The sequence below is a fragment of the Streptomyces sp. Alt3 genome (assembly GCF_030719215.1).
In the GTDB taxonomy this organism is placed as follows: Bacteria; Actinomycetota; Actinomycetes; order Streptomycetales; family Streptomycetaceae; genus Streptomyces; species Streptomyces glycanivorans.
This window is the reverse complement of sequence record NZ_CP120983.1, coordinates 5,876,041-5,899,693: the sequence shown is the minus strand read 5'-3', so window position 1 is coordinate 5,899,693 and position 23,653 is coordinate 5,876,041. Positions and strand designations below refer to the sequence as shown.

The 23,653-nt window shown below is 71.7% G+C and carries 27 protein-coding genes, 1 tRNA gene and 1 pseudogene; 15 read left to right on the top strand and 14 right to left on the bottom strand.

What is annotated here, in order from left to right:
- Window positions 1-63 precede the first annotated feature (63 nt).
- From P8A20_RS25990 to P8A20_RS25975, 4 genes are all read left to right on the top strand, one after another.
- Window positions 64-708 carry an HNH endonuclease family protein gene (locus tag P8A20_RS25990; RefSeq protein ID WP_147963225.1) on the top strand — a complete coding sequence of 215 codons (645 nt, stop codon included), beginning with the start codon at window positions 64-66 and terminating at the stop codon, window positions 706-708.
- Window positions 709-799: 91 nt separating this feature from the next.
- Window positions 800-2,476: an alkaline phosphatase D family protein gene (locus P8A20_RS25985; protein WP_147963226.1), complete on the top strand. Its 1,677-nt coding sequence runs from the start codon at window positions 800-802 to the stop codon at window positions 2,474-2,476.
- Window positions 2,477-2,587: 111 nt separating this feature from the next.
- Window positions 2,588-3,046, top strand: coding sequence for a DoxX family protein (locus P8A20_RS25980; RefSeq protein WP_147963227.1), 459 nt, complete (start codon window positions 2,588-2,590; stop codon window positions 3,044-3,046).
- Window positions 3,047-3,276: 230 nt separating this feature from the next.
- Window positions 3,277-3,945, top strand: a complete 669-nt coding sequence (locus P8A20_RS25975; RefSeq protein ID WP_147963228.1) for a DedA family protein — start codon at window positions 3,277-3,279, stop codon at window positions 3,943-3,945.
- Window positions 3,946-3,961: 16 nt separating this feature from the next.
- Here the strand turns inward: P8A20_RS25975 and P8A20_RS25970 are convergent, their stop codons facing one another.
- The 4 genes from P8A20_RS25970 to P8A20_RS25955 form a co-directional block, all read right to left on the bottom strand.
- On the bottom strand, window positions 3,962-4,186 hold the full coding sequence (locus P8A20_RS25970) for a DUF2277 domain-containing protein (RefSeq protein WP_147963229.1): 225 nt from the start codon (window positions 4,184-4,186) through the stop codon (window positions 3,962-3,964).
- A 48-nt stretch (window positions 4,187-4,234) separates the two neighbouring features.
- Entirely contained in the window at window positions 4,235-5,614 is a 1,380-nt protein-coding gene (locus P8A20_RS25965) for a DUF1254 domain-containing protein (RefSeq protein ID WP_306104333.1), read from the bottom strand.
- A 1-nt stretch (window position 5,615) separates the two neighbouring features.
- Window positions 5,616-6,050: a DUF7144 family membrane protein gene (locus tag P8A20_RS25960; RefSeq protein WP_147963231.1), complete on the bottom strand. Its 435-nt coding sequence runs from the start codon at window positions 6,048-6,050 to the stop codon at window positions 5,616-5,618.
- A gap of 126 nt (window positions 6,051-6,176) precedes the next feature.
- Complete coding sequence (locus P8A20_RS25955; protein ID WP_147963232.1) at window positions 6,177-6,392, bottom strand: hypothetical protein; 216 nt, start codon at window positions 6,390-6,392, stop codon at window positions 6,177-6,179.
- 196 nt (window positions 6,393-6,588) lie between these two features.
- Between P8A20_RS25955 and P8A20_RS25950 the strand changes: the two genes are divergently transcribed.
- The 3 genes and pseudogenes from P8A20_RS25950 to P8A20_RS25940 all read left to right on the top strand — a co-directional run.
- Window positions 6,589-7,101, top strand: a complete 513-nt coding sequence (locus P8A20_RS25950) for a hypothetical protein (RefSeq protein ID WP_147963233.1) — start codon at window positions 6,589-6,591, stop codon at window positions 7,099-7,101.
- 144 nt (window positions 7,102-7,245) lie between these two features.
- The gene (locus P8A20_RS25945) at window positions 7,246-7,833 is read left to right on the top strand and encodes a flavoprotein (RefSeq protein ID WP_187282393.1); all 588 of its coding nucleotides are present in this window, start codon (window positions 7,246-7,248) and stop codon (window positions 7,831-7,833) included.
- Between the two features lie 29 nt (window positions 7,834-7,862).
- Window positions 7,863-7,958, top strand: a pseudogene (locus P8A20_RS25940) (MOSC domain-containing protein); the annotation flags it as partial.
- A gap of 15 nt (window positions 7,959-7,973) precedes the next feature.
- Here P8A20_RS25940 and P8A20_RS25935 read toward each other — a convergent pair.
- Window positions 7,974-8,447 (bottom strand): DUF6194 family protein, encoded by a 474-nt coding sequence (locus P8A20_RS25935; RefSeq protein WP_147963234.1) that lies wholly within the window; start codon window positions 8,445-8,447, stop codon window positions 7,974-7,976.
- Between the two features lie 63 nt (window positions 8,448-8,510).
- Here P8A20_RS25935 and P8A20_RS25930 point away from each other — a divergent pair, with 63 nt between their 5' ends.
- Window positions 8,511-9,230, top strand: coding sequence for a MerR family transcriptional regulator (locus P8A20_RS25930; protein WP_147963235.1), 720 nt, complete (start codon window positions 8,511-8,513; stop codon window positions 9,228-9,230).
- 182 nt (window positions 9,231-9,412) lie between these two features.
- Window positions 9,413-9,868 (top strand): hypothetical protein, encoded by a 456-nt coding sequence (locus P8A20_RS25925; protein ID WP_261988968.1) that lies wholly within the window; start codon window positions 9,413-9,415, stop codon window positions 9,866-9,868.
- Window positions 9,869-9,872: 4 nt separating this feature from the next.
- Here P8A20_RS25925 and P8A20_RS25920 read toward each other — a convergent pair whose 3' ends face one another.
- Together P8A20_RS25920 and P8A20_RS25915 are read right to left on the bottom strand one after the other, a co-directional pair.
- Window positions 9,873-10,571 carry an NUDIX domain-containing protein gene (locus tag P8A20_RS25920; protein ID WP_147963236.1) on the bottom strand — a complete coding sequence of 233 codons (699 nt, stop codon included), beginning with the start codon at window positions 10,569-10,571 and terminating at the stop codon, window positions 9,873-9,875.
- Window positions 10,568-10,951, bottom strand: a complete 384-nt coding sequence (locus P8A20_RS25915; RefSeq protein ID WP_187282394.1) for a DUF4406 domain-containing protein — start codon at window positions 10,949-10,951, stop codon at window positions 10,568-10,570. Before P8A20_RS25915 ends, P8A20_RS25920 begins: the two co-directional genes overlap by 4 nt.
- 49 nt (window positions 10,952-11,000) lie before the next feature.
- On the opposite strand from P8A20_RS25915, the gene P8A20_RS25910 reads away from it, so the two are divergent.
- Window positions 11,001-11,759 (top strand): DeoR/GlpR family DNA-binding transcription regulator, encoded by a 759-nt coding sequence (locus tag P8A20_RS25910; RefSeq protein WP_187282395.1) that lies wholly within the window; start codon window positions 11,001-11,003, stop codon window positions 11,757-11,759.
- Window positions 11,760-11,774: 15 nt separating this feature from the next.
- Here the strand turns inward: P8A20_RS25910 and P8A20_RS25905 are convergent, their stop codons facing one another.
- A complete protein-coding gene (locus tag P8A20_RS25905) occupies window positions 11,775-12,302 on the bottom strand; it encodes a hypothetical protein (protein ID WP_306104332.1) in 528 nt (175 codons plus the stop codon).
- A 488-nt stretch (window positions 12,303-12,790) separates the two neighbouring features.
- Window positions 12,791-12,865, bottom strand: a tRNA-Val gene (locus P8A20_RS25900).
- A gap of 293 nt (window positions 12,866-13,158) precedes the next feature.
- Here P8A20_RS25900 and P8A20_RS25895 point away from each other — a divergent pair.
- The 4 genes from P8A20_RS25895 to P8A20_RS25880 all read left to right on the top strand — a co-directional run bounded on the left by P8A20_RS25895 (window position 13,159) and on the right by P8A20_RS25880 (window position 16,330).
- Window positions 13,159-13,932: a DUF4097 family beta strand repeat-containing protein gene (locus P8A20_RS25895; protein WP_147963239.1), complete on the top strand. Its 774-nt coding sequence runs from the start codon at window positions 13,159-13,161 to the stop codon at window positions 13,930-13,932.
- A gap of 70 nt (window positions 13,933-14,002) precedes the next feature.
- Complete coding sequence (locus P8A20_RS25890) at window positions 14,003-15,370, top strand: hypothetical protein (RefSeq protein ID WP_147963240.1); 1,368 nt, start codon at window positions 14,003-14,005, stop codon at window positions 15,368-15,370.
- A 132-nt stretch (window positions 15,371-15,502) separates the two neighbouring features.
- On the top strand, window positions 15,503-16,096 hold the full coding sequence (locus P8A20_RS25885; RefSeq protein WP_147963241.1) for a DUF4383 domain-containing protein: 594 nt from the start codon (window positions 15,503-15,505) through the stop codon (window positions 16,094-16,096).
- A 9-nt stretch (window positions 16,097-16,105) separates the two neighbouring features.
- Window positions 16,106-16,330 (top strand): FmdB family zinc ribbon protein, encoded by a 225-nt coding sequence (locus P8A20_RS25880; RefSeq protein ID WP_147963242.1) that lies wholly within the window; start codon window positions 16,106-16,108, stop codon window positions 16,328-16,330.
- 60 nt (window positions 16,331-16,390) lie between these two features.
- Here P8A20_RS25880 and P8A20_RS25875 read toward each other — a convergent pair whose 3' ends face one another.
- The 4 genes from P8A20_RS25875 to P8A20_RS25860 are packed head-to-tail and all read right to left on the bottom strand — an operon-like array spanning window position 16,391 to window position 21,732.
- The gene (locus tag P8A20_RS25875; protein WP_147963243.1) at window positions 16,391-17,050 is read right to left on the bottom strand and encodes an O-methyltransferase; all 660 of its coding nucleotides are present in this window, start codon (window positions 17,048-17,050) and stop codon (window positions 16,391-16,393) included.
- 58 nt (window positions 17,051-17,108) lie between these two features.
- Window positions 17,109-17,975, bottom strand: coding sequence for an HAD family hydrolase (locus P8A20_RS25870; protein ID WP_306104331.1), 867 nt, complete (start codon window positions 17,973-17,975; stop codon window positions 17,109-17,111).
- Window positions 17,972-20,563, bottom strand: coding sequence for a phosphoribosyltransferase (locus P8A20_RS25865; RefSeq protein WP_306104330.1), 2,592 nt, complete (start codon window positions 20,561-20,563; stop codon window positions 17,972-17,974). Before P8A20_RS25865 ends, P8A20_RS25870 begins: the two co-directional genes overlap by 4 nt.
- Before the next feature lie 8 nt (window positions 20,564-20,571).
- Window positions 20,572-21,732 carry an HpcH/HpaI aldolase/citrate lyase family protein gene (locus tag P8A20_RS25860; RefSeq protein WP_147963245.1) on the bottom strand — a complete coding sequence of 387 codons (1,161 nt, stop codon included), beginning with the start codon at window positions 21,730-21,732 and terminating at the stop codon, window positions 20,572-20,574.
- A 221-nt stretch (window positions 21,733-21,953) separates the two neighbouring features.
- On the opposite strand from P8A20_RS25860, the gene P8A20_RS25855 reads away from it, so the two are divergent.
- On the top strand, window positions 21,954-22,808 hold the full coding sequence (locus P8A20_RS25855; RefSeq protein ID WP_511104024.1) for a TerD family protein: 855 nt from the start codon (window positions 21,954-21,956) through the stop codon (window positions 22,806-22,808).
- A gap of 33 nt (window positions 22,809-22,841) precedes the next feature.
- Here the strand turns inward: P8A20_RS25855 and P8A20_RS25850 are convergent, their stop codons facing one another.
- Window positions 22,842-23,576 carry a TerD family protein gene (locus P8A20_RS25850; RefSeq protein ID WP_147963247.1) on the bottom strand — a complete coding sequence of 245 codons (735 nt, stop codon included), beginning with the start codon at window positions 23,574-23,576 and terminating at the stop codon, window positions 22,842-22,844.
- Between the last annotated feature and the right edge of the window lie 77 nt (window positions 23,577-23,653).

Sequence of the window (23,653 nt, the reverse complement as noted above, 5' to 3'; positions counted from 1 at the left end):
CGCCACGATGGCCTGGCTCCGCAGGTCGCCTGCGCAACAGCCCCCCACATCAAGGGAGTTCACATGTCAGGTATCTACGCGCGTCGCATAGCCGTCGTCGCCGCCTCGGCCGCGCTCGCCGCCACCACCGGGCTCCTCACGGCACCGACCGCCCAGGCCGCGATGCCCACCCCGGTCAGCGCCTCGACCGCCCGTACGTATCTGGGTCAGCTCACCGTCTCCACCGAGGGCTCCTCGTCCGGCTACAGCCGCGACAAGTTCCCCCACTGGATCACCCAGTCGGGAGCCTGCAACACCCGCGAGGTGGTGCTGAAGCGTGACGGCACCGGCGTCGTGCAGGACTCCTCCTGCGCCGCGACCAGCGGCAGTTGGTACTCCGAGTACGACGGAGCCACCTGGACCGCCGCGTCCGACCTGGACATCGACCACATGGTCCCGCTCGCCGAGGCCTGGCGCTCCGGGGCCAGCGGCTGGACGACCGCGCAGCGCCAGTCCTTCGCCAACGACCTGACGCGCCCGCAGCTCATCGCGGTCACCGACAACGTCAACCAGTCCAAGAGCGACCAGGATCCGGGCGAGTGGCTCCCGTCGCGCGCCGCCTACCGCTGCACCTACGCCCGCGCCTGGGTACACGTGAAGCACTACTACGGCCTCAGCGTCGACTCCACCGAGAAGAGCGCCCTGCAGTCGGTCCTGAACGGCTGCTGACCACCCTCCCGCCGCGGCGGAACCCCCCGCCCTCCTCCGTCGTTCCGTACCCTACGGAGCCATCGGTGACGGCGACGCCAGGAGGGCACACATGGCCGGGCTACGCCTGGGACCACTGCTGAGGTACGTCGACTGGGAGCGCGGCTCCCGGGCGACGGTCTGGGTGGAGTCCACCAGGCCCTGCACGGCGGAGGTCCGCTGCGCGGACGGGGCGGCGGGCACCTCCCCCACGTTCGCCGTCCAGGGCCATCACTACGCCCTGGTGGTGGTGGAGGGCCTCACGCCCGGCTCGACCACGCCCTACGAGGTGCTGCTCGACGGCCGGCGGGTGTGGCCGCCCGAGGACTCCCGCTTCCCGCCGAGCACCATCACCACGCCCTCGCTCCCGCAGCCGGACGAGGAGAGTCCGGTCCGGGTCGCCTTCGGCTCCTGCCGGTGGGCCGCCCCGCCCGCGCACGGCCACGACCCGATCGGGCCCGACGCGCTCGACACCCTGGCCGTCCGCCTCGCCGCCGACCCCGAGGCCGTACGCCCGGACGTCCTGCTGCTCCTCGGTGACCAGGTGTACGCGGACGAGACCTCGCCGGCCACGCAGCGACGGCTCGCGGCCCGCCGTGACCTCGGCGAGGCCCCCGGAGCCGAGGTCGCGGACTACGAGGAGTACACCCACCTCTACGACGAGTCCTGGCGCGACCCGGACGTGCGGTGGCTGCTCTCCACGGTCCCCAGCTGCATGATCTTCGACGACCACGACGTCATCGACGACTGGAACACCAGCGACGCCTGGGTCCGCGACATGCGGCGCACACCGTGGTGGCACGAGCGGATCGTCAGCGGGCTCATGTCGTACTGGGTCTACCAGCACCTCGGCAACCTCTCCCCCGAGGCGCTGGAGGCAGACCCGGTCTACGCGGCCGTGCGCGCCGCTCCCGACGGCACCGAGCCCCTGCGCGCCCACGCCGCGACGGCCGACGCCGAGCCGGCCCGGACCCGCTGGAGCTACCGGCGCGTTTTCGGCCGAGTACGGCTGCTGATGGTCGACACCCGGGCGGCCCGGACCCTCGACGAACAGCGCAGGGCGATGCTCCGCGACGAGGAGGCCGCGTGGCTGCGCGACGAGGTGCTCGACGACCCCGGCGCGTACGACCATCTCCTGATCGGCACCTCGCTCCCGTGGCTGCTGCCACCCCTCATACACGATGCGGAGACCTGGAACGCGGCCCTGTGCCGAGGTGCCCGCGGCGAACGCTGGGCGCGCCGCGGGGAGAAGGTGCGCCGGGCCGGTGACCTGGAGCATTGGGCCGCGTTCCCGGATTCCTTCAACCAGTTGTCGGAGCTCCTGCGGGAGGCGGGACGCGCATCCGGCGCCCCTGCGACGATTTGCGTGCTCTCAGGCGATGTGCACCACGCCTACATCACCGAACCCCAGTGGTCCGATTCCACCCCGGACGGCACTCCTGCCGCGCACGTCCTTCAGCTGACCTGCTCTCCCGTCCACAACTCCGTCCCCGCGTACATACGCGCCGGCTTCCGCTTCGGCTGGAGCGGCGCGGGCCGGTGGCTCGGGCGCGCGCTGGCGTTCCACGGACGGACGGGGCGCCCTCCGATGCGCTGGCGCAAGACGGGTGGACCGTGGTTCGGCAATCAGCTGATGACGCTCACCCTGCATGGCCGGAAGGCTGCGCTGACATTGGTTCAGGCCAGAGCCAGGCCCACAGGGGCGCAGTTGGAGACCGTCATGGAGCGTTCACTGACGTCGAACGAGTGACCGATTTTCAGCCAGTCGCAGAATGTTGAACTTGCAAGCACTGGTGAGGTCTTCCTAACCTGTTGGGCCCCGATCGGTTCACGTCCCCAGACCGAAGGAGCCCCACCCCCCATGTCCATACGTCTGAACCGGGCCCAGCCCTACGCCCTCGGCCTCTTCCGCATCGTCATCGGCTTCCTCTTCGCCTGCCACGGTGCCGCCTCGCTCTTCGGAGTCCTGGGCGGCGCCATGGGCGGCGGCACCGTCCCCGCCGGCACCTGGCCGGGCTGGTACGCCGCTGTCATCCAGCTCGTCGGCGGCACCCTGGTCGCGCTCGGCCTCGGCACCCGCATCGCCGCCCTCGTCTCCTCGGGCTCCATGGCCTACGCGTACTTCAAGGTGCACCAGCCCGAGTCGCTGTTCCCCCTGCAGAACGGCGGCGAGGCCTCGGCCGTCTTCTGCTGGGCCTTCCTGCTGCTCGTCTTCACCGGCTCCGGCGCCCTCGCCCTGGACCGGCTGTTCTCCTCCCGCGGCAGCTCGGGGCACGAGAGCGAGCCGGCCCGCGAGAAGGCCCCGGCCGTCTCGGTCTGATCCACCCTCCCCGCACTCCGGCCCCCCTTCCCTACGAGGGGGGCCGGAGTCGCGTTCCCCACGGGGCGCAGGAGTCGTGCGTGACCTGCGCGACATCGAGCGCGCACCCGGCGAATACCAGGTGAACCGGGTGAACGGCAGGCGTACGCTGTACAGCTGGCCCTGCCGCTCCTGCCGCTCCCCTGCGACGTCGCGGCGTTGACACGGAACACGGGAACGGGGAGTAGAAAGTGCTCGAGAGTGTGGGTGCGCTGATCGGCAGCCCATGGATCTACGCGGTGGTCGCCCTCTCGGTGGTCCTTGACGTCTTCCTTCCCGTCCTCCCCAGTGGTGTGCTGGTGATCACCGCAGCCACTGCGGCGGCCGCGAGCACCAGCACCACGGTCACCGCCGCGGCCGGGGAAGCCACCCGCCACGTGCCCTCCCTCGTCATCCTCACCCTCTGCGCGGCCACCGCGTCCGTGCTCGGCGACCTCGTCGCCTACCGCCTCGCCTGGCGCGGTGGCGAACGCCTCGACCGGGCCATCGCCCGGTCCCGCCGCCTCACCTCCGCGCAGGAGCGCCTCGGCGCGGCGCTGAGCCGGGGCGGAGGGGCACTCGTCGTCATAGCCCGTTTCGCCCCCGCCGGCCGGTCCGTCGTCTCCCTGGGGGCGGGCGCCGCCCACCGCAAGGTGAAGGAGTTCCTGCCCTGGTCGGCCGTCGCCGGAGTGGCCTGGGCCGTCTACAGCGTGGGCCTCGGCTACTTCGGCGGCCAGTGGCTGGGCGCGGGGTGGCTGGGCACGGCGGTCTCGGTGCTCGCCCTGTTCCTGGCGGGCTCCCTCGCGGCGGTCGTCGTCCGTCGCCCGGCCCGCGCGGCCGCGGCTCCGGTCACGGTCGCCGGAGCCCCGGCCGGTATCTGACGGCCGGAGCGGTCGCTCAGGCCCGGGTGGCGGCGCCCCGTATCTCCAGGCCGTCCAGCAGCCGCTGGGTCGCGTCGGCGATCTCGGCGACGGCCCGGTCGAAGACCTCCTGGTTGTGGGCGGCGGGCGCGCGGAAGCCCGACACCTTGCGCACGTACTGCAGGGCGGCGGCTCTCATCTCCTCCTCGGTGGCCTCTTCCGGGATGGCGGGCGGACGAAGTGTCTTGATGCTGCGGCACATGTCTCCAGTGTGCGACGCAGCACTGACAACCGGCCTCCGGACCTACGCTCACGACCCGTCCCCGGGCGGCCCGACGGGCGGGATGACGTAGCTCCCGTCGAGAATCGCCTGGTCGGGCAGGTGCAGCCGCATCACCGCACGGAAGCGGCCCGGCGGCACGGGCAGCCAGTTGGCAGCTGCGGCCGGGTCCGCGGGGCGCTCCGCGGAGAGGTGCAGCGTCAGCGAGCCGTCGGCACCGTGGACGAGTCCGGGCGTCCGGCTCCCTATGACGTACCGTTCCCCTGCGTTCGCGACCAGGTGGCCCCCCGGGCTGTCGTACACGGTCAGCGACCAGAACGCCCGGACCGGTGGCGGCTGGGAGAGGCTCAGGACGTAGCGGTGGGCGCCGTCGAGCGGGTGCCCCCGCACGTCGCACGACGTGTGCGCGTACACCGCTTCGTACCCGTGGGGCAGCCAGCGCCCCCGCCGCGCGGCCACCGCCCTGACCAGGTAGGAGGTTTCACGGTCGGGGATCGTCCACTCCGGTGCCCGGAGCGTGCCGACGCCGAAGTGGTCCAGGTTGTGGTCGCGCAGGTGCGGAACCGTCCGCCAGGCGCCCGGCGGCCCGCCGGGCGCGGCCCCCGCACGCCGGGCGGCCTCCTCCACCCGCAGCCGGCCCAGGGCCAGCCCCCGCCCCAGCGCGCGTACGAGTCCCGGCCCGGCCGACACGTACGGCGAGATGCCCTCCTCCAGGAGTCCCAGGGACTGGAAGCGGTCCTGGTAGGCGCGATCCGGCGCGGCGGGCGGGAAGTCGGCCATCCACACCCGGAGCTCCTCGAAGAACCTGAGCTCTCCCGGCACCCCCGGTTCGGTCGCCGGGAGCCCTGTCCGGTGGGCTCGGTCGCCCAGGTGCGTGAGTGTGAGCTCCTGCTGGAGCGCCCTGACGCGAGGCAGGTCCTCCGGTCCGTCGCACGCGAGGCGGCCGACGACGGAGACGACGGAGGTGGGTGCGTCGATCACCCCCGACAGCCCGTCGGGCACGGTACCGGCCCAGCCCGGCGGCACGATCAGCCAGTCCCCCTCGCCCGTGCCGGTGGCCCGGGGGCCGAGGTAGGCGAAGGCGTTGCCCCACGCGTCCACGAACTGGAGGACGTAGTACGCCCCGCCCGTGTCCGGGACGTGCAGCCTGACCGGCCCTCCGGAGAGGTCGAGCTGGGCGAGCGCGTCGACGAGATCGGCCGGGGCGTACGGGACGTGGGTGCTGGGCGTGGCCGGGCCGTCCGCATGGGCGAAGTCGTTGAAGGGAGTCGGCGCGAGCGACCCGCAGCCCTCCTGCAGACATGCCTGGACGGCCGACAGCTGGCGGACGAGCGGGGATCCGTAGACGTACGCGTCGGCGGCCAGCGCGGTGACCGCGTCCGGCTCCAGGCCTCCTCGTCCCGGGCTCACGTCAGATGACCGGCTTCGGCCGGCCTGCGCACAGGGCCCAGATCACGAAGACGTCGATCGCGACGGAGATGATCGCCCACACCGGCTGGTACGGCAGCCAGACGAAATTCGCGATCAGGTTCAGCGCGGCCAGCCCGATGCCCACGCCCCACGCCCAGGCCGCGCCCTTGAGGATGCTCCACCCGACGACCACCAGGATCACGCCGAGGACGAGGTGGATCCATCCCCAGGCGGTGATGCCGAACTTGAACGTGTAGTCGTCGATGCGCGTGTACACCTCGTCGGACGCGATGCCCGCGATGCCCTTCACGACGCCGAGGATGCCGTCGACGAGGAGCAGCACCCCCGCGAACATCACCCCCGTCTCCGCCCAGGGGCCGGCGGGGCCCGGGGCGGAGGGGCGCGAGGAACCGGGTGCGGGTGCTGACTGGGCCATGGGAATCCTCCACTCGACGGACGGCGCCGCACGGCAGCGGGCAGATCCGACCCTGAGGGACCGCCTCACCGGCCACGACCCGGAAGCGCCCGTCCGGGTGACGCCCGCACGACGACGCACGGGGGCTCACCCCCAGGTTTCGAGGTCTCCGCCCCGCCACTCGATCAGCTCCGGCTGATCCAGGTCGATCTCGTCGGCCCCCTCCGCGAGCCCGGCCCGCCGCAGGTACGAGGCGACGTCCCCACGCCCGTGCGCCAACCCCACGATCTGCCCGCGCACGGTCACCCGCCGCCCACCGGTCGGTGTGGGCGGATACACGATCACAGGCGGATGTCCGGACATGCCTCCACGGTCCCCCGTGCCCCGCGGGCTCGCAATCCCGGGGGTGCGGAGGCGGCCACGGCGCACTCGCGGACACAGGCGGAAGGCGGTCGGCGCCGACGGACCGGGGGCTTCCCCGGTGCGGCGGTCGCGACGGACGGAGATGGATCGGGCTTCGGGACCACGCACGCCCGAACAGCTGGCTAGGGTCCTCCACATGAGCGCAGCGATAGCCGCCATGGTCACCGCAGTCGTCGGAGTGCTCGGCACACTCTTCGCGCCGCTGGTCGCGAGCTGGGTGACGAGACGCCAACGCACCGCCGAGGGCCTGGTCGAGGAGCGGCGGCGGCTGCTCGACGAACGGCGTACCGCCTACATCTCGATGAACCGGGCGACCAGCCACTTCCACACCCTCCTCAAGGACGCCCTGCACCGCACGCGGGACGGGGTCCTCACCGACGAGGACCGATCCCGACTCGAGGAGGGGCGTCGCGATTACCGGGCCAGGTACGCCGAGGCCCAGATGATCGTCCCCGAGGCCGTCCTCGACGCGTCCCGCGAGGTAAACGTGGTCCTCGCGGGGGTGGACGCCGCGCTCAAGCGCATCGACCGCGGTGTGCCCCGCGAGGGTGAGACGGCCGTTCAGCTGCTCCTGGACCTCAAGGCCGCGGATCCGAAGCTCACGGCCATGCACCGGCTGATGCGGCAGGATCTCGGCGTGTCCGGCTGAGGTGGTGCCGCTCACCCTGCGAGGAGCCGCGGTGAAGGGCGACGCTTCCGACGGGCGCCGGGGTCGTGGTAGTTCTCTGCGGGAGCGTCGGACGGGTGGCGGGTGACGGGTGACGGGTCGGCGCAGGGCGGAGGAACGGTGGGCATGGGCAGCCGCGGAGTGCTGGGAGTCGTGGCGACGGCGACCGACGGGGTCGAGACGCTGCGCACGGGGCTGGTCGGGCCGGCCGTCGCGCTGGGCTGGCAGGTGGCCGTGACCCTGACACCGACCGCCGGCCGATGGCTGAGGGCGAACGGTGAGGTGAACCGGCTGGAGGCCCTGACCGGCCTCCCGGTACGGGACTCGCCCCGCCTGCCGGCCGAACCCCGCCCGCACCCGGTCGCCGACTGCTACGTCGTCGCTCCGGCGAGCGCGAACTACGTCGCCAAGCTCGCGACGGGTATCGCCGACAACCAGGCGCTGACGCAGGTGAGCGAGGCCCTGGGGACGATCGGCGTCCCGGTGGTGGTGTTCCCCCGGATCAACGCGGCCCACGCACGGCACCCGGCGTGGGAGGGGCACATCGGGACGCTGCGCGGGGCGGGCGTGGAGCTGGTGTACGGGCCTGATGTCTGGCCCCTGTACGAACCACGTCAGGGCCCGGCGGTCCGGGAGCTTCCGTGGGCGGCGGTCCTGGACAGCGTGGCCGTCCGAGCTCCTGGAAACGGGGCTCGGACGGAGGGCACGACGTGAGCGGACCGACAGACGGGTGGGACATCGCGGTGGCAGGCCGGGTCACAGCGGTGAGCAGCAACGCGGCGTACTCGTTCAGCAAGCCGAACCGCGGGTCCGTCACGCTGCTGGTCGGGCTCGGGGTCTGAGGGGGCGAACCCCTACCGGCGTGCGGAGCCCTCCCGTCGCTCATGACGCACACGGGCGAGGCGATGGGCTTCGCGGAGCAGCAGGAGGACTGCCGCATCGGTCCGGGGGCCGGGGTTCACCACCGCGAGCCAGGCGGCGGACGCGTAGACGGGGTGGGCGATCACGACATCGGTGACGCCGGGCACGATGTCGACGGCCGGTTCACCCGGCGCGTGGCCGGTCCACTCGCGGAACACGTCCTTCCCGGCCGCGACGTTGACGCGAAAGGTGTCGGGGCGGTCGAGGAGGGAACTCTCGTCGCCCGGGTAGTTCTTCGTCACGATCGTCGCGAACGGCTGGGTCGTCGCCGGCACCGCTCCGTCAGGAGAGTAGGAGAAGAACGTGTCCCCCCAGCTGATCTCCGGTGAGCCGTCGCCGGGTGCCGGGGTGACAGCCAGGACTCCGTCAAGGCCCCGCATGAAGCCGATGATCTCGTCGATGGTCATGTGCTCAAGCGTTTCATTGAGGTGCTTGTGGAGACTTCGAACCGGAAACCTCAGGAGCAGCAGGTGACAACCCTCAAGTCGCCGGTCCTGCGCACCGTCGATGTCGCGCGCCGTTCCGGCTACTCCGTCCAGCAGGTCCGCAACCTGGAGCGCGACGGTGTCCTGCCCCCGGCGGCCCGTACGGCCGCCGGCTACCGGGTCTACGGGGAGACGCACCTCTGGTCGGCGCTCGCCTACCGTGCGCTCGCGGCCGCCACGGGCCCCGTCGAGGCCAAGCGGATCGTCCGCGCCGTGCACGAACACCCGGCCGCCGAGGCGCTCGCACTGCTCGACGCGGCGCACGCCAGGCTCGACCGGGAACGTACGGACCTGGCACTCGCCGAGGAGGCCGCCGTCGCGATCTCGGCGGACCCGGTCGAGGACGTACGGCCGTCGGACTCGATGAGCGTCTCCGAACTCGCCGCAGCACTCGGGGTGCGCCCCTCGACTCTGCGGCACTGGGACGCCGAAGGGCTGGCGGTACCGGACCGGGTCCCCCCGCGAGGGGCGAGACGGTACGCCCCGGCCCAGGTCCGGGACGCCCGGATCGTGCACCAGCTACGCGGTGCCGGCTACCGGATCGCACCGCTCCGCACCTTGATGCCGGGCCTGCGGAGCGGACACGGACGGGAGGACGTCGGTGCGGCGCTCGTGGCCCGGGGCGCGAGCATCGCCGGGCGCTCCCGTGCCCTGCTGGACGCCGCAGTACCGCTCAGCAGGGTCCTCGCCGCCGCGCGTACGTGATCGCTCCATCTCCGGTTGATCACTGGCGTAGGCTCCGCGTGTCCGCATGCGCGGCGTGCACGGCCGAGGGAGCGTTCATAAGTGATTCCCGGACGGACGACGCGTGGGCCGGGGGCGATTCGCCTACCGGCGGGCCGCGGCGGGGACGCGTGCTCCCACGCCTGGCAGTCGCCCTACTGCTGATGGCGGTTCCCGTGGGAGGGATGGTCTGGCTGTTCCAGGACGAACTGTTCCACCCGTTCGGCGACGCCCGGGCCTGCGAGGGCAGCGAAGTGCCGTTGTCGGACGTGGTCGGCGCGGTGGACGCAGCGATACCCGAGGACGCCACGGACATCCACTACTTCACCCGGAACGGCAGCGCGCAGGTCACCTTCGTGAGCCGTCGGATGCCCGACTTCCTCCACCGGACGGGCATGGTCCCTGACGGCACGTCGGTGTTCGACTCCCGTGACAGCGGCAAGTACGCCCTCGGCGACGGCGAGACCGAGCTCCCGGCAGGCATGTGCGGCTCCGGCGTCCGCGGGCCCGTGCTGACGTACGACAGCTCCACGGTCAGCGTGATGGTGGAACGTTCCCCCTTCACCGACGAGTCCTTCCGGAACCCGGCCCGCGCCCTGGTCACCTACCGCACCCCCTGACGCGTCACGGGCTGCGCGGCGTCAGCCGGTGCCCGCCCGTCGCGGGGGCGAAGGGGCCGTCGAGGGCGGCCCATTGCAGGAGCATGACGGTCTTGCCGTCCGCGATGCGCCCGTCGCGGACCATGGTCAGGGCCTCGGCGAAGGGTATGTCGAGCACTTCGATGTCCTCGCCCTCCTCCTCCAGTCCGCCTCCGCTTCCGGTGCGGTCGGCGGAGGTGTAGGGGGCCGCGTAGAAGTGAAGGCGCTCGGTGACCGAGCCGGGGCTCATGTAGGCGTCGAAGACATGGGTGAGGGGGCCGAGCATGACTCCGAGTTCCTCCGCGGCCTCCCGGCGGACGGCGGCGAGCGGATCGTCTCCGTCAAGCAGCCCGGCCGCGGCCTCGACGAGCATGCCGTCGGGGTGTTCGTTGACGTAGGCCGGGTAGCGGAACTGGCGGGTGAGGAGCACACACCCGCGCTCGGTGTCGTACGGCAGGACCACCGCACCGTTGCCGCGGTCGTACGTCTCACGCTGCTGGGTGACCCGGCGTCCGTCGCGGCGCCGGTAGTCGAAGGTGGTGCGGCGCAGTACGTGCCAGCCCCGAGAGGTCAGCTCCACGTCGCGGACGACGACGTCGGGATTGCGGTCGAGGTCCCGCCCGGCGCGGTCGAGGCCGGTACGGCCCCTGTGGTCGGGGACGTCGATTCCCGGGCGGGCGTTCACGCGGCCCCCTGCGGGGTGAGTCGCGGGATCTCGCTCACGTCGTGGTACACCGGCAGGCCACGGCGCCGGGCGGTGGCGACGTCCTGGTCGGCTCCGGCGGAGTCCCCGGGGAGCCGGAGCACGGCGTCGCAGTGGGTGAGGAGACGGTCGGCGGTCGGGTAGAGGACCTGGCCGGCGAGCGGGTCCGTGGGGCCCGCGCCTGCCGAACTCAGGACGGGCAGGGCTATCCACTCCCCGATCACGGGGAGGTGACCGGCTGCGAAGACCGGCCACGCCGCCGATTCGAGCCGGGCGAGGTTCGCGGCCATGGACTGAGGGTCGCCGTCGGTGCCGGAGCGGTAGGGCCCGGCGATGAGGATGAGCATCGGCTTGTCGTTCATGGAGCGCTACACTACATGCAGAAACAGGCAAGAACAGGAGACAATGCGGATGCTGGCTGCTGAACGACGCGACCACCTGCTGGGCCTCCTCGCCCGCGAGGGCAAGGTCGTGGCCAAGAGCGTCGCCGCGGATCTGGGCATCTCGGAGGACAGCGTGCGGCGCGACCTGCGCGACCTGGCCGCCGAGGGGCTCTGCCACCGGGTCTACGGCGGTGCGCTGCCGGTCTCCCCGGCCGTGGCGGACTACACCACCCGCGAGTCGGTCACCCCCGACGGCAAACGGAAGGTCGCCAAGACGGCCGCAGCCCTGGTACGGCCGGGAAGCGCCCTGATCCTGGACGGCGGCACCACCGCCCTCGCCGTCGCCCGCGCGCTCCCTCCGGAACTGGCGTGCACGGTGATCACCCACAGCCCGACGATCGCGGCCGCGATGATCGAACATCCGCAGGCCGAGGTCTTCCTGCTCGGCGGCCGCATCTTCAAGCACTCTGCGGTGGCCTGCGGCGCGGCGGCGGTGGAAGCCGCCCAGAACGTCTCCGCCGACGTATGCCTGCTCGGCGTCACGGGCGTCCACCCGGACGCGGGCCTCACCACGGGCGACGCCGAGGAGGCCGCGATGAAGCGAGCCCTTGCGGCACGGGCGGCGGACACGTACGTCCTCGCGTCGTCCGAGAAGATCGGCACGGCCTCGCGCTTCCGCGTCCTGCCGTGGGAGGACGTCACCGGAGTGATCACGGACGCCGACCCCGACCACACGGTCATCGAGCAACTCACGGCACGTGGGGTGGAGATCCTGGCTGCGGGCTGACCGGCGCCTCGCACGTCAGAAGTGTCTTGCGCCTTCTTCGTAGTCCGCTGCCTGGGTGGGGGTCAGCAGGCGTGACACACGCACGAGGATGCCGCCGGCGATGTAGTGGTACTCGGTCGCGCCGGGCAAGGACTCGGCGATTGTCGCGATGTACTTCGCCCGAGCCTTCGCCTCCTCGGAGGTCTTGAACACCTCGACGCTGCCACCGCGCTCAGCAGCGTCCTTGTCCAAGCCCTCAATGTCCTCGGAGGGGACACGGCCATCGGAGAAGGCGGCCTTGCTGGTGTAACCGCCCGGCCGCCCGAGCAGGTGGTTCGGGTCGTCGGCCTCGGTGTAGTCCTGCACAAGTTGCAATTCCGGCACGTACTTCTTCAATGCCATCACGGCCTGCCGCGCCGTCAGAACGTCCGACTTCGCGGCCGAGGCTGCGGCGTCGGAGCTCGCGTCCTTTGACGATGCGCTCGGAGCGGCGCCCTCGGAGCTACAGCCGGACAGCAGCGCTCCGGCAAGCGCTAACCCGACAACGGTGTTTCGAAGATGCATGAGTCCCCCAAAGGTGTGCAGATGGGGGCATGTTACTCGCCACACCGCCCCTCTCTTCACCACCCGATGTCGGCCCCTGAACTGGTAGATGCTCGCTCGGTATCCCCTTACGGGGCAACTGCCACCCCACAGACACAGCCTTTCGGATCTCTGGCAGGGCGCGACGCGGCACGTACGAGGGGCATCTGCGGAGCCCGAACAAGAACCGCTTCCCTGCGAGCAGGCGGCGGACGACAATGCAGAGCAACAGAGGATCACAGGGCGGTTCGCCAGGTAGACGGGGCCGTCGTGCGTGCGGCCGCGATCGGGGTATGCCTGGTCGCACTGCGTCGCAGAGGCAGCTCGGGGGAACGCGGGGCACAGGGCCTCGCACAAGGACTGGGCGCTGCGAACGCCAGGGGCCGTAACACAGGGCCCTGGTCCTGAGCTCTGCCGTCACCTACTACCGTCAACGCCCCCGCAGCGGCTCGCTGCGGGGGCGTTGTGACTGGTGGGCGCGGACGGTTTCGAACCGCCGACATCTGCTTTGTAAGAGCAGCGCTCTACCCCTGAGCTACGCACCCGTGGATGAGGCAACAGGTTACATGGCCCACGGCCCCCGTCGGCAATCCGGTTCCGCCCGGGCCGGCCACCTGCCCGCCTCGCCGCCCCACAGCCCCGCCCGCCGTCGCGCTCCCCCGGGGCCGGAACGGTCTGCCCGAGGCAGGAACGGGTCCCCCGAGGCCGGAACAGTCCCACGAGGCCGGTACGGGGGATATCCCCACCCCGGAGACGGTAGCCGTCCGGATCGTCCCGGGGGTGGGCCCGTACATACGGTGGTGCCACACCGGCAGCGCTCTCAGGGGGACTCCAGATCATGACCGTTCGCACACGCCGCACCGACACGCTCGTCGCCGCTGCCGGGACCGTGCTTCTCGTCGCCGCGCTCAGTGGCTGTGGCAGCACGGACGCGGAGGATGCCTCCGCCGAGCACAAGTCGTTCGCCTTCAGCGGGAGGACGCTCACCATCGACGCCGAGAATTCGAGCCTGGACCTCGTCTCCGCCGATGTGAAGGAGATCGAGGTGACCCGCAGGGTCGACGGGTGGGTCCTGCTGGGCAGTGGTCCGGACCCCGTGTGGAAGCTGGAGGGCGACAAGCTGAGGCTGGAGGTGAAGTGCCGGGCCGTGATCAGCAACTGTGAGGCGCACCACGAGGTGAAGGTGCCCCGCGGGCTGGCCCTGACCGTGCAGGGGGACAACGGGATGGTCGGTGCCGTCGGCTTCGCCGCGCCTCTCAAGATCTCCGCCGACAACGGCGGGGTCACCGTGCGTGACGCCTCCGGGCCCCTCGAGCTGCACGCCGACAACGGCTCGATCGAGGCGGAGCGGATCTCGGGGCGTTCCGTGATCGCACGCTCGGACAACGGGACGGTCGAGCTCGGTTTCGCCGAGGTCCCGGACCTGGTGGACACCGTGAGTGACAACGGGAGCATCTCCGTGACCCTGCCGGGCGGGACGGAGACGTACGCGGTGTCCGCCGAGGCCGACAACGGTCAGGTCTCCGTCGACGTGCCCCGCAGCGAGAGCAGCGAGCACGTGGTGAAGGCGCGCAGCGACAACGGTGAAGTCACCGTCCGAAGTGCGAACTAACCGGCCCGTGCGTTCGTCCTAACTGGTGGGAGAATGAACCGGGCAGGGCGGATCGGCACGGGAGAGGGATGTGACGGCGACACACACGCGGCCGGAGGCGAAAGCGAGTGCTGGTTCCGCCGTCAGGGACGTCCTGGTGCTGATGCTGCTGCCGGTCCCCCTGGTCGTCGCAGCGCTGCCGGCCGCCTTCGCGGGCGGGGGTACGCGCCGCTGGTTCGGCGGTCGTGGGGAGAATCAGCGGGCCGACGCGCAGGCGGCGAAGGACGCGGCGGCCGCCGCTTTCTACGAGCTGGACACCGCTCAGCGCGATCTGCAGATCTCGATCGAGACGATCACGGCTGTGGACAGTTCGCCGCGCGCCCGCAAGGCCGTGGAGGACTTCGCGGCGCTCGGCCGGCGGATCGACGACGTCAGCCACATCTACATCACCGCGGTCGACGCCCACGACCTCGACCGGGACGATCTGGAGCCCTCGGCGGCGGCCGGTGCGCGCACCCAGCTGACCCGGGCCAAGGACGAGCTCGTGCGGGTGAAGGGCGAGCTCGACCGTTACGCCCATGGGCTCGGGACGCTGCTCAGCAGCGCGGAGACGCAGTTGGCGCGGCTCGCTCCCGCCGTGGAGCGGGCCCGGCAGGCGTTGCTCGCCGCGAGTGACGCCCTGGACGCCGTGCGTGCCTCGGGTCTGCGTGCGGACGATCTCGCGGCCCGGCTCGCGGCGCTCGCCCCGGAGCTGACCAAGCTCAACCAGGGCGCCGGGCGCCATGGCGTGGCGGAGACGCTGCAGCGCGCGGACCAGGTGCTGCGTGATGCCGAGGCGGTGCGGGCGGAGGCGGACCGGCTTCCCGAGCGGGCCGCCGAGATCGACCGGAGGCTGGTGTCGCTGCGCACCCGGGCCCAGGCGCTGACGACGCGCGCCGGGCAGGTCGAGCCGGTGCTCAGCGAGCTCAGGCGCCGTTTCTCGGCCGCCTGCTGGCAGGACCTCCAGCCGGTTCCCGAGCAGGCCGCGGACAACGTCGGGCAGGCCGAGGAGAAGCTGACGGAGGCCGCCGCGGCACGGTCCGAGCAGCGCTGGGCCGATGCGACGTCCCGTCTGAGCACGGTTCGGGCGCTGCTCAACGCGACGGATGAGGCGGTGTCCGCCGCCGGGGACCGGCTGCAGCGGCTCGACGCGGTAGCGAAGAATCCGCAGGCGGAGATCGACCGCACCCGGTTCGCGATCCGCGACGCGCAGCGGCTCGCCATGGCCGGCCGCCACACGCCCGACCCGCGCCATGCCCGCCCGCTGGACGACGCCGTGGCGCGGCTGGAGCGGGCGATCACGGGGCTCGACGGGCGGCACCCCGACTACTGGCACTTCCTGACCGAGACCGAGGCCGTGCGGCAGACGGCGAACCGGGTCGTCTCCGCGATCCGCGAGGAGCTGGGCGGCGGGGCGTGACCCCTGCGCCGCACCGCCACCGGGGCCACCGAACGGGCTGATTTGTCCCAGGTGGCGGCTGGGCCGATCCTGGAAGTACTCAGCGGCTTCCGCCGAGACGTCCCTGGCCGCACGCGGCCGAAGGAGGCCGTCATGGCCACACACGTCCTGCGTCCCACGCGCCGTCGCGGCGCGCCTTCCCGCCGCAAGGCCACCCGCCTCGACGAGCACCTGCCCGTCGACCACCGCCTCAGCCAGGTGTACCGGGTCGGGGCGGGCCTGATGGGCCTGGTCCTCGTCGCCTTCGGCGTCCTGGGGCTCATCGACCGCATCGGCTTCTTCGACACCGGCGGCGACACGGTGGCCGGGCTCAACACCAACGGCGCGCTCAGCATCCTTTCCATCTGCGTCGGGCTGCTGCTCTTCGTCGGCATGGTCATCGGCGGGAACTTCGCCTCGACCCTGAACATGGTCCTGGGTATCGCGTTCGTCATCAGCGGGTTCGTGAATCTGGCCCTGCTCGACACCGGCCTGAACTTCCTGGCATTCCAGATGCAGAACGTGCTGTTCAGCTTCGTCGTCGGCCTGTTGCTGATGATGTTCGGGATGTACGGACGGGTCAGCGGCGGGCTACCGCACGACAATCCGTACTGGCGGGCCCGCCACCCCGAACAGGTCGCGACGGAGGAGCGCCGCCGTCGCGCTCTCGCCCCGATGCCCGAGGTCGAGAGGGGGAAGAGGCTCTAATCTGGGGCCATGCCCCGTTACGAGTACCGCTGCCGCCCCTGCGGCGAGACGTTCGAGCTCAGCCGTCCGATGGCCGAGTCGTCCGATCCTGCCTCCTGCCCCTCAGGGCACGAGGACACCGTGAAGCTGCTCTCCACCGTGGCGGTGGGCGGCTCCGCCTCCTCCGCAGCTCCCGCCCCGCCTTCGGGCGGTGGCGGAGGCGGCGGGTGCTGCGGAGGCGGCTGCTGCGGCTGAGCCCGCGGAAGCGAAGTCACGCCCCCTCCCCTCACCCCCGGCCCGGTCCTCCGAGGCGATTCACCTCCGGCGGGAGAGCGTCAGCCCGTCCGCGACGGTCAGCAGCACGCTCTCCATCCGTGTGTCGGCGGCGACATGGTCGTTGAAGCCCCTGATGGCAGCGGTGTTCCCGGTGGCCAGCGGGTCGGTCACGCCTCCGTGGAACAGGACGTTGTCGGTGACGACGAGCCCGCCGGGGCGCATGCGCGGGACCAGTTCCTCCCAGTACGCGATGTAGTTGCCCTTGTCCGCGTCGAGGTAGGCCATGTCGATGTGGGGTTCGGCCGGCATCGCGCGCAGGGTTTCCAGCGCGGGCGCGATCCGCAGGTCGACCCGGTCGGCGACGCCTGCCCTCGCCCATGCGTCCCGGCCGTACGCAGTCCACTCCTCGGAGATGTCGCAGGCGATCAGCACCCCGTCCGCGGGGAGTGCCTGGGCCATCGACAGCGCCGAGAATCCGGTGAAGGTTCCGACCTCCACGATGTGCCGGGCGCCAGTCAGCCGGACGAGGAAGGCGAGCAGCGGTCCCTGCTCCTGCGCCGACTGCATGCCCGCCTGGCCGGGCAGCTCGGCGTAGGTGGTCTCCACCAGCTCGCGCTGCACCGCGTCCAGCGGGGGGTTGTGCGCCAGGGTGTACGCGTACAGCTCATCGGTGATCTCGGTGCTGTTGCCCTTGGTCATGTGGGTCTCCTCGGTTCGCGACGGCCCGACCAGCTTGGCGAAGATCGGCCGCGGGTGCTCAGCGACCCGCCCCCTGTGTGCCGGCGGCCCGCAGGAAACGGCGCAGGATCTCCTCGCCCGCGGCGACGCCCCGCTCCCTGAGCACCTCGGTACCGGGCGCGCCCCAGCCGCAGTCGGCGAGCTCACCGTGGCCCGGGCGCCAGGCCCGGTCGGCGGCGAGCAGCAGGTCGGCGTCCAGGAGGGAGTCGCCGGCGGCGAGCGTCTGTGTGGCACCGGTACGGCGGGCCACTTCGTGCATCGCGGCGCTCTTGGTGAGCGGCTCGGGCACGACGTAGATCTTGCGGCCCTGGAGTGAGACGCTCCAGCCCTTGGGGCCGGCCCAGGCCGTGAGTTCCTTGACCCAGCCCTCGGGGAGGGCGGCGCGGTCGACGACGAGGTAGGCGAAGAGGTCCTCGGCAACCCGTTGCTTGAGGAGCCAGGAGGGGTGGGCGGCCGCCTGGAGGTGGGCGCGGACCTCGGCGAGTGAGGCGCACTCGCCGGCGATCCGGCCGGTCACGTGCTTCTGCCAGTCCGGGTCGGAGACGCCGTCGACCAGGATGTGGCCACCGTTGGCGCAGATCGCGTACCGGGGTGCCGGGCCCGGGAGGTGGATGCGGCCGTACTGTTCCCGGGTCCGGGTGGTGGTCGGTACGAACACCGTGGTGCGGGCCAGTTCGTCGAGCAGCGAGGCGGCCGTCTCCGTCATGTAGCAGAGGGGCGCCCGGCCGTAGACCTCCACGCAGAGCAGGCGCGGGGCCTGTTCGTCCGGCATGGTCAGCTGGAGGGCCGCCGCCGAGTAGATGAGGGTGCGGTCGAGGTCGCTGGCCACCAGGGTCACGGGCGCCTTCGGGGACCCGCCCTCGGGGGTCTGCACGGTGCCGCTCACTTGGCCGTCACCGCCGTGCCGTCCGCGCCTGTGGCGCCCCTGGTGTACTTGGGGTGGATCAACCCGACACAGGTGTAGGGGAGTTCGTCGACCTCCTCGACCGGGACGCCGCGCTGCTCCGCGAGCAGTCGTACGTGGTCGAGGTCGGCGCCCGCTCCCCGCTTGGCCAGGATCTTCCACGGCACGCGGCGCAGGAGCACCCGGGTCGTCTCGCCGACGCCGGGCTTGACCAGGTTGACGTCGTGGATCCCGTACTCCTCGCTGATGCGTTCAACCGCGGCCCAGCCCTCCCAGGTGGGGGCCCGGTCCGCGGCCAGGAGTTCCTTCGCCTCGGCGTCCACGGCGTCGGCGACCTCGTCGAACCGGGCGGCGACGGTGTCGAGGAACAGGCCGGAGACGTCGGAGCCGGCGAGTTCCCGGTAGAACTTCGCGCCGTGGAAGTCGTGCGGGCCGACCAGGTCCGAGCGCAGGACGGTGCGGGAGACGAGCCCGGAGACGGTGGAGTTGAGGCAGGCGGACGGAATGAGGAAGTCCTCACGTGTGCCGTACGTGCGTACGCAGCCGCCCGGGTCGGCCAGTACGGCGATCTCCGGATTGAAGCCCCCGAACTCCTCCAACGCCGCGGCGAGTTCGCGGGTGATGGCACCCTTGCCGGTCCAGCCGTCGACGAAGACGACGTCTGCCGGGTCGTGGTGCGCGGCCAGCCAGCGCAGGGCGTTGGCGTCGATGCCACGGCCCCGGACGATGGAGACGGCGTAGTGCGGCAGGTCCAGGCCGTGTCGGTGCAGGGCCCATCGGCGCATGAGCACCCCGACGGGGGTGCCGGCGCGGGCGAGGGAGACCAGGACGGGGGTCCCGCCCGAGCGGCCCCCGGATCGGGAGCGTTCGGCGAGGACGGTCTCGGTGACGGTGCCCACGGCCCGGGCGATACGGGCCGCCGAGGTGTCCAGGGCGGCCTTGAACAGCTCCTGGTACCGGGGGCTGGGCTGGTATTCGACGGGCAGCGATTCGGCGTAGTGCGCGCCGCCGCTCTGGATCGCCTCCTCCCGCTCCTCGGTGGGGGCCTCCAGCTGCGTGTCCGACAGGTCCTGGAGCAGCCAGCCGACCTCGTCGGCCGCGTAGGAGGAGAAGGCGGGTCCCCGGAGGGGGTCGGGCAGCATGGCGGCTTCCTGCCTGTGGGGGACCGGCGACGCGTTCGAGGCCGGCGAAAGGATTCTGCGCGACGTCGGCGAGAGCGCCCCGTCCGAGGCGGAGGACGGGACGGACGACGCGGCCGGCGGCGGGACGTACGAGGGGACGACCGCGAGCAGCACCCGGTCGGTGTGTCCGGCGAGCCGGGCCAGCAGTCCGTCGGGGGCGTGCAGGGCCGGGGTGTCCGCGGCGGAGTCGACCACGGCGACGACGGCGTCGAAGCCACCGCCCGCGACGTTGTAGGCGTACCGGTCGCCGGGCCCGTCGGCCGGGTCGTCGTGGGCGGGGAAGACGAGACGGCTGCGTATCGCGTAGCCGGGGTCGTCGACGGCGAGCACGGGTGAGCGGGTGGTGGTGGAGTAGCGCACGTCGGCCGTGGTGGCGTCCTCCAGCGCGGTGCCGAGCCGCAGGGGCGCGTACATCAGCTCCTCGAAGCCGAGGACGAGCACCCGGCGGGCATCACCCAGCGCGTCGGCGACACGGGCGGCCATGCCCGGGAGAGCGGCCTCCAGGGCCGCGCGGTGGGCGGGGGTGAAACCGTGCCGGCCGCCGTCGGGGACACCGGCCGGCCAGTCGAGGGTGACGCGCGCGGGGACGGACCGGGGGGCGGGGGGCTCGGTCGCCGCGTGGTCCGCGTCGTGCGCGGACACCAGGTCGCGGCCCTTCTCCAGGATGCCCTCGGGCAGGCGCACGGTGCCGCGGGCCCGGGCGATCAGGTCGACGCGGGCGCCGATCTCCTCGGCGAACCCGGCGAGCCGCCCCTGGTCGGCCTCGGACCGCATGTCCACCAGGGCGACGATGACGTACCGGTCCCTGGGGTAGCGCGCGTGGAGGGCGCGGATGGTGTTGAGGACGGTGTTGCCGGTGGAGAACTCGTCGTCGACCAGCACCAGCGGCGACCCCTCCGAGGACGCCTTCAGCAGGTCGGGGTCCTCGGGCAGCAGCAGATGGGAGGTGGCGTGGGAGTGCGCCTCCTCGAAGCCGCCCGCCTGTGCGACGCCGGGGACGGGGCGCCGGGTCGAATGGAGGTACGGCGCCACCCCGAGCCCGTCCGCGACGGCGTGGCCGAGGCCGGTCGCCGTCTCCGCGTAACCGAGGACTACCGCGCGGCGGGCCTCCGCCTCGCCGAGCAGGTCCCGTACCCGTTCGCCGAGCTCGAAGCCCACGCCGTGGACCACGGACGGCCGCTGCGGCACGTGCTTGCCCAGGACGTTCGACACGAGCAGATGGGCCCGCTTCGGGTTGCGGCGCAGGGCGAGGCCCAGCAGGTCCCGGAGCTCCCCGTCACCGACGAGCTCGACGCCGAGCCGCTCCGCGACCCAGTTACCCGACCACTCCACGTCCACTGCCTCTTCTTCCGGTATGTGCTCGGATTCTTCCGGTACGCGCGCGCCCATGCCCGCGCTCAGTCCGTCACGCCGGCGGCGAGGAGCTCCACGAATCCGACGTCCTCGCGCGCCACGCCGAAGACCTCGGCCCGCTGCAGGGTGCGCTCGGCCCAGGCGCGGTGCGGCTTCACTTCGTTCATCTTGTTCGTGTACGCGGAACGCAGCACTCCACCGCCGCCCCGCTCGGGCCGCAGGATGTCCTGGGCGTCGCTGTACTCCTCATGGCTGACGACCGACAGCGCGTGCACGGGCAGGACGTGGGAGGGGTGGATGCAGGTCTTCCCCATCAGCCCGTTGGCGCGGTCGAGCTCGATCTCGCGCAGCAGCCCGTCGAGGTCGTGCTCGATGAGCGTCGTGCGCAGTTCCTCGGCCCGGCCCATGAAGGGGCTGCGGCGCAGCTGGGGCTTGAACATCCGCTCCTGGAGGCGGAAGTACTCCCACACCGGCCCGGTGATGGTGAACCCGGTGCCGTCGGCCCGGCCCAGCACGTTGACGACGTCGCCGATGACGGCACCGACGATCTGTACGTCGTAGGCGGTCATGTCGGGGGCCCGGCGCAGGCCGTAGGCGGAGCAGAAGTCGGTGACTCCGAGCCGCAGCGCCAGGATCCGCTCACGGTACTTGTCGACGGTGCGGGCGATTCCCCGGAGGGTCTCGCTCCGGGTCTCCAGGTGCAGGAGTTCCGGCGACTCGAGGACGGGCATCGCGAACAGCCGGTGCCCGCTTTCCGCTTCGGCCGCGGTGAGGGCCTCCAGGAAGAGTTCGCCACGCTCCTCCGTGAATTTCGGAAGTACGAATCCGGACAACAGTCGTACGGAGGTTCCGAGCCTCCTCACGAGGTCGGAGATCTGCTCCGGCTCACGGACCCGGATGAAGAGGAGCGGCGCCTCGGCGTCGCGCGCGTCGAGATCGGCGAACTGCCGGACCAGGTTGGCCTCGGCGCCGACGACTTCGGCGTCGTCGATGGAATCCTCCAGGCAGAGCACCATGGACACCACGCCGCGGCCGGTCTGCTTGATCACGTCGTCGGCCAGTCTGGGCCGGGTGGCGGGGCTGTAGAGCGTGGCCCCCAGGGCCGCGCTCAGCATGCGGGAGGAGGAGCCGGCGTCGAACGCGCACGGCTCCCTGAAGAACAGGCTCTCCCGGACAGCGGGCGAGATGTGCCCGAAATGACGCATGTGATTCCCCCGTACTGCCATAGAGACCGGACAAACGTATGGCCGGTAATAGTACGTTCGGGCAGGTGTCGTCGGTTCCCCGACCGTATGAACTTCGGGTGTCCCCGGTGTATCTCACACCTCTCGCGGCGCGCCTGTGCGACCCCCGTGACCGGTGCCTGGCCTACTGGTTCGTACCCCCGCGTTGTCCGCGCGCCCCACCAGCAGGCAGGATGACCGCCATGACGCACGCGATGCTGAAGGGTTCGAACGTCCCTCTCGACGCCACGGCCGTACGCGCCGTGGTGAGCTGGACCCCGGGCGCCGGCATCCCGGACGTGGACGCCTCGGCCCTGCTGATCGGCTCTTCCGGACAGGTGCGTTCCGACGAGGACTTCGTCTTCTACAACCAGCCGCGGCATCCGTCGGGCCTCGTGCGGCGCCTGCCCAAGCGCAGCTCGCCCGAGGGGCTCACGGACACGATCGAGGCGGACCTGTCCTCGCTCGACCCCTCCGTGGACCAGGTGGTCATCGCGGCGTCCTGCGACGAGGCGGCGTTCGAGCGGGTGGCGGACCTGCGGATATCGCTGTACGACGCGGAGTCCGCGGACGGTGATCCGCTCGCGGTCTTCGACGTTCGCGCGGAGACCGGCGAGGAGACCGCGGTCATCTGCGGCGAGCTGTACCGGCGCGGTGACGGCTGGAAGTTCCGGGCCGTGGGGCAGGGGTACCCGACGGGTCTCGTCGGACTGGCCGACGCCTTCGGGATCTCGGTGGACGAGGCCGAGGCGGCGTCCGAGCCCGGCTCCTCCGGGACGGCCCCGGCCGTGCCGGAGGCCACCGCGCCGTCGCCGGACTCCCAGGCCACCGTCCAGCACCAGCAGCCCGCGTACGGCTACCCACAGCCCGCCGTGGCGCCCCAGCCGGCCTACGGCTACCCGCAGCCGCCCACGACGGCTCCCGAGCCCGCGTACGGCTATCCACAGCCTGCCGCCCGGCCGGCGTACGGCTATCCGCAGCCCGCTGCGGCGGCGGCCCACGCCCCCGACCCGAACTTCGTGCTCCCCCCGCAGGGTCCGCAGTTCCTCCGGACCTGATCCGGGGGTACGGCGGCCCCTCACCGCGCCCATTCAGGCCCGCGTCTTGTAGCCGCGCCCCCACTGCATACCGAAGCCGTACATGCGGTCGAGCTCCGACTGGAAGCCGTAGACGAACTTCACCTCGCGGCGCACCACGAGTTCGCCCTTGGTGTTGTCCACGGTGAACACGGCGCAGGAGCGTGCCTGCGGGGCCCTCTCGTCCAGCTCGATCTCGATGCGCGGGCCGTTGCCCGGGTAGAGGGTCACCTTGGCGTGCGTACGGTCGAAGGCGGGGGTCTGGTCGTAGATGTACACGAAGAACAGCAGGCGCTTGATCTCGTCGCGCTTGTCGAGGTTCACGTAGACGGTCTCGCCCGAGGGCGCCCCGAAGCGGTCGTCCCCGCTGAGCCTGATGTAGGGGGCCGCGTTCAGGTCGCCTATGAGGTTGCCCAGGGGCTGCACCACGCCCCTCGTCCCGTCGGCCAGTTCGTACATGCAGCCGAGGTCCAGGTCGACGTTGACCATGCCCTGGGTGTGCGCCTGCACCACCTCGGGCTTGAAGAGTTTCAGCGGCCGCAGCAGTCGGCCGCTCTGCTGCGACCGCCCGCCGATGTCCGACGTACGCATCCGCCACGACAGGTTGACGCGCAGATTGCCCGACAGCGCACCCTGCTTGTTCAGCGAGACCGTGGCATTGCGCTTGGAGAGCACGATCGAGTTCGTCGCGGAGTTACCCGACTCGAACTGCGCCGCCCGGCGCGGAAAAAGGCCGTCCCAGAAGGCCATCCCAACCCCCATACGTATCCGTAGTAACGACCGACCCCGCGCATACGGCCCACACGCCCCGCACGCCACTGCGGGGC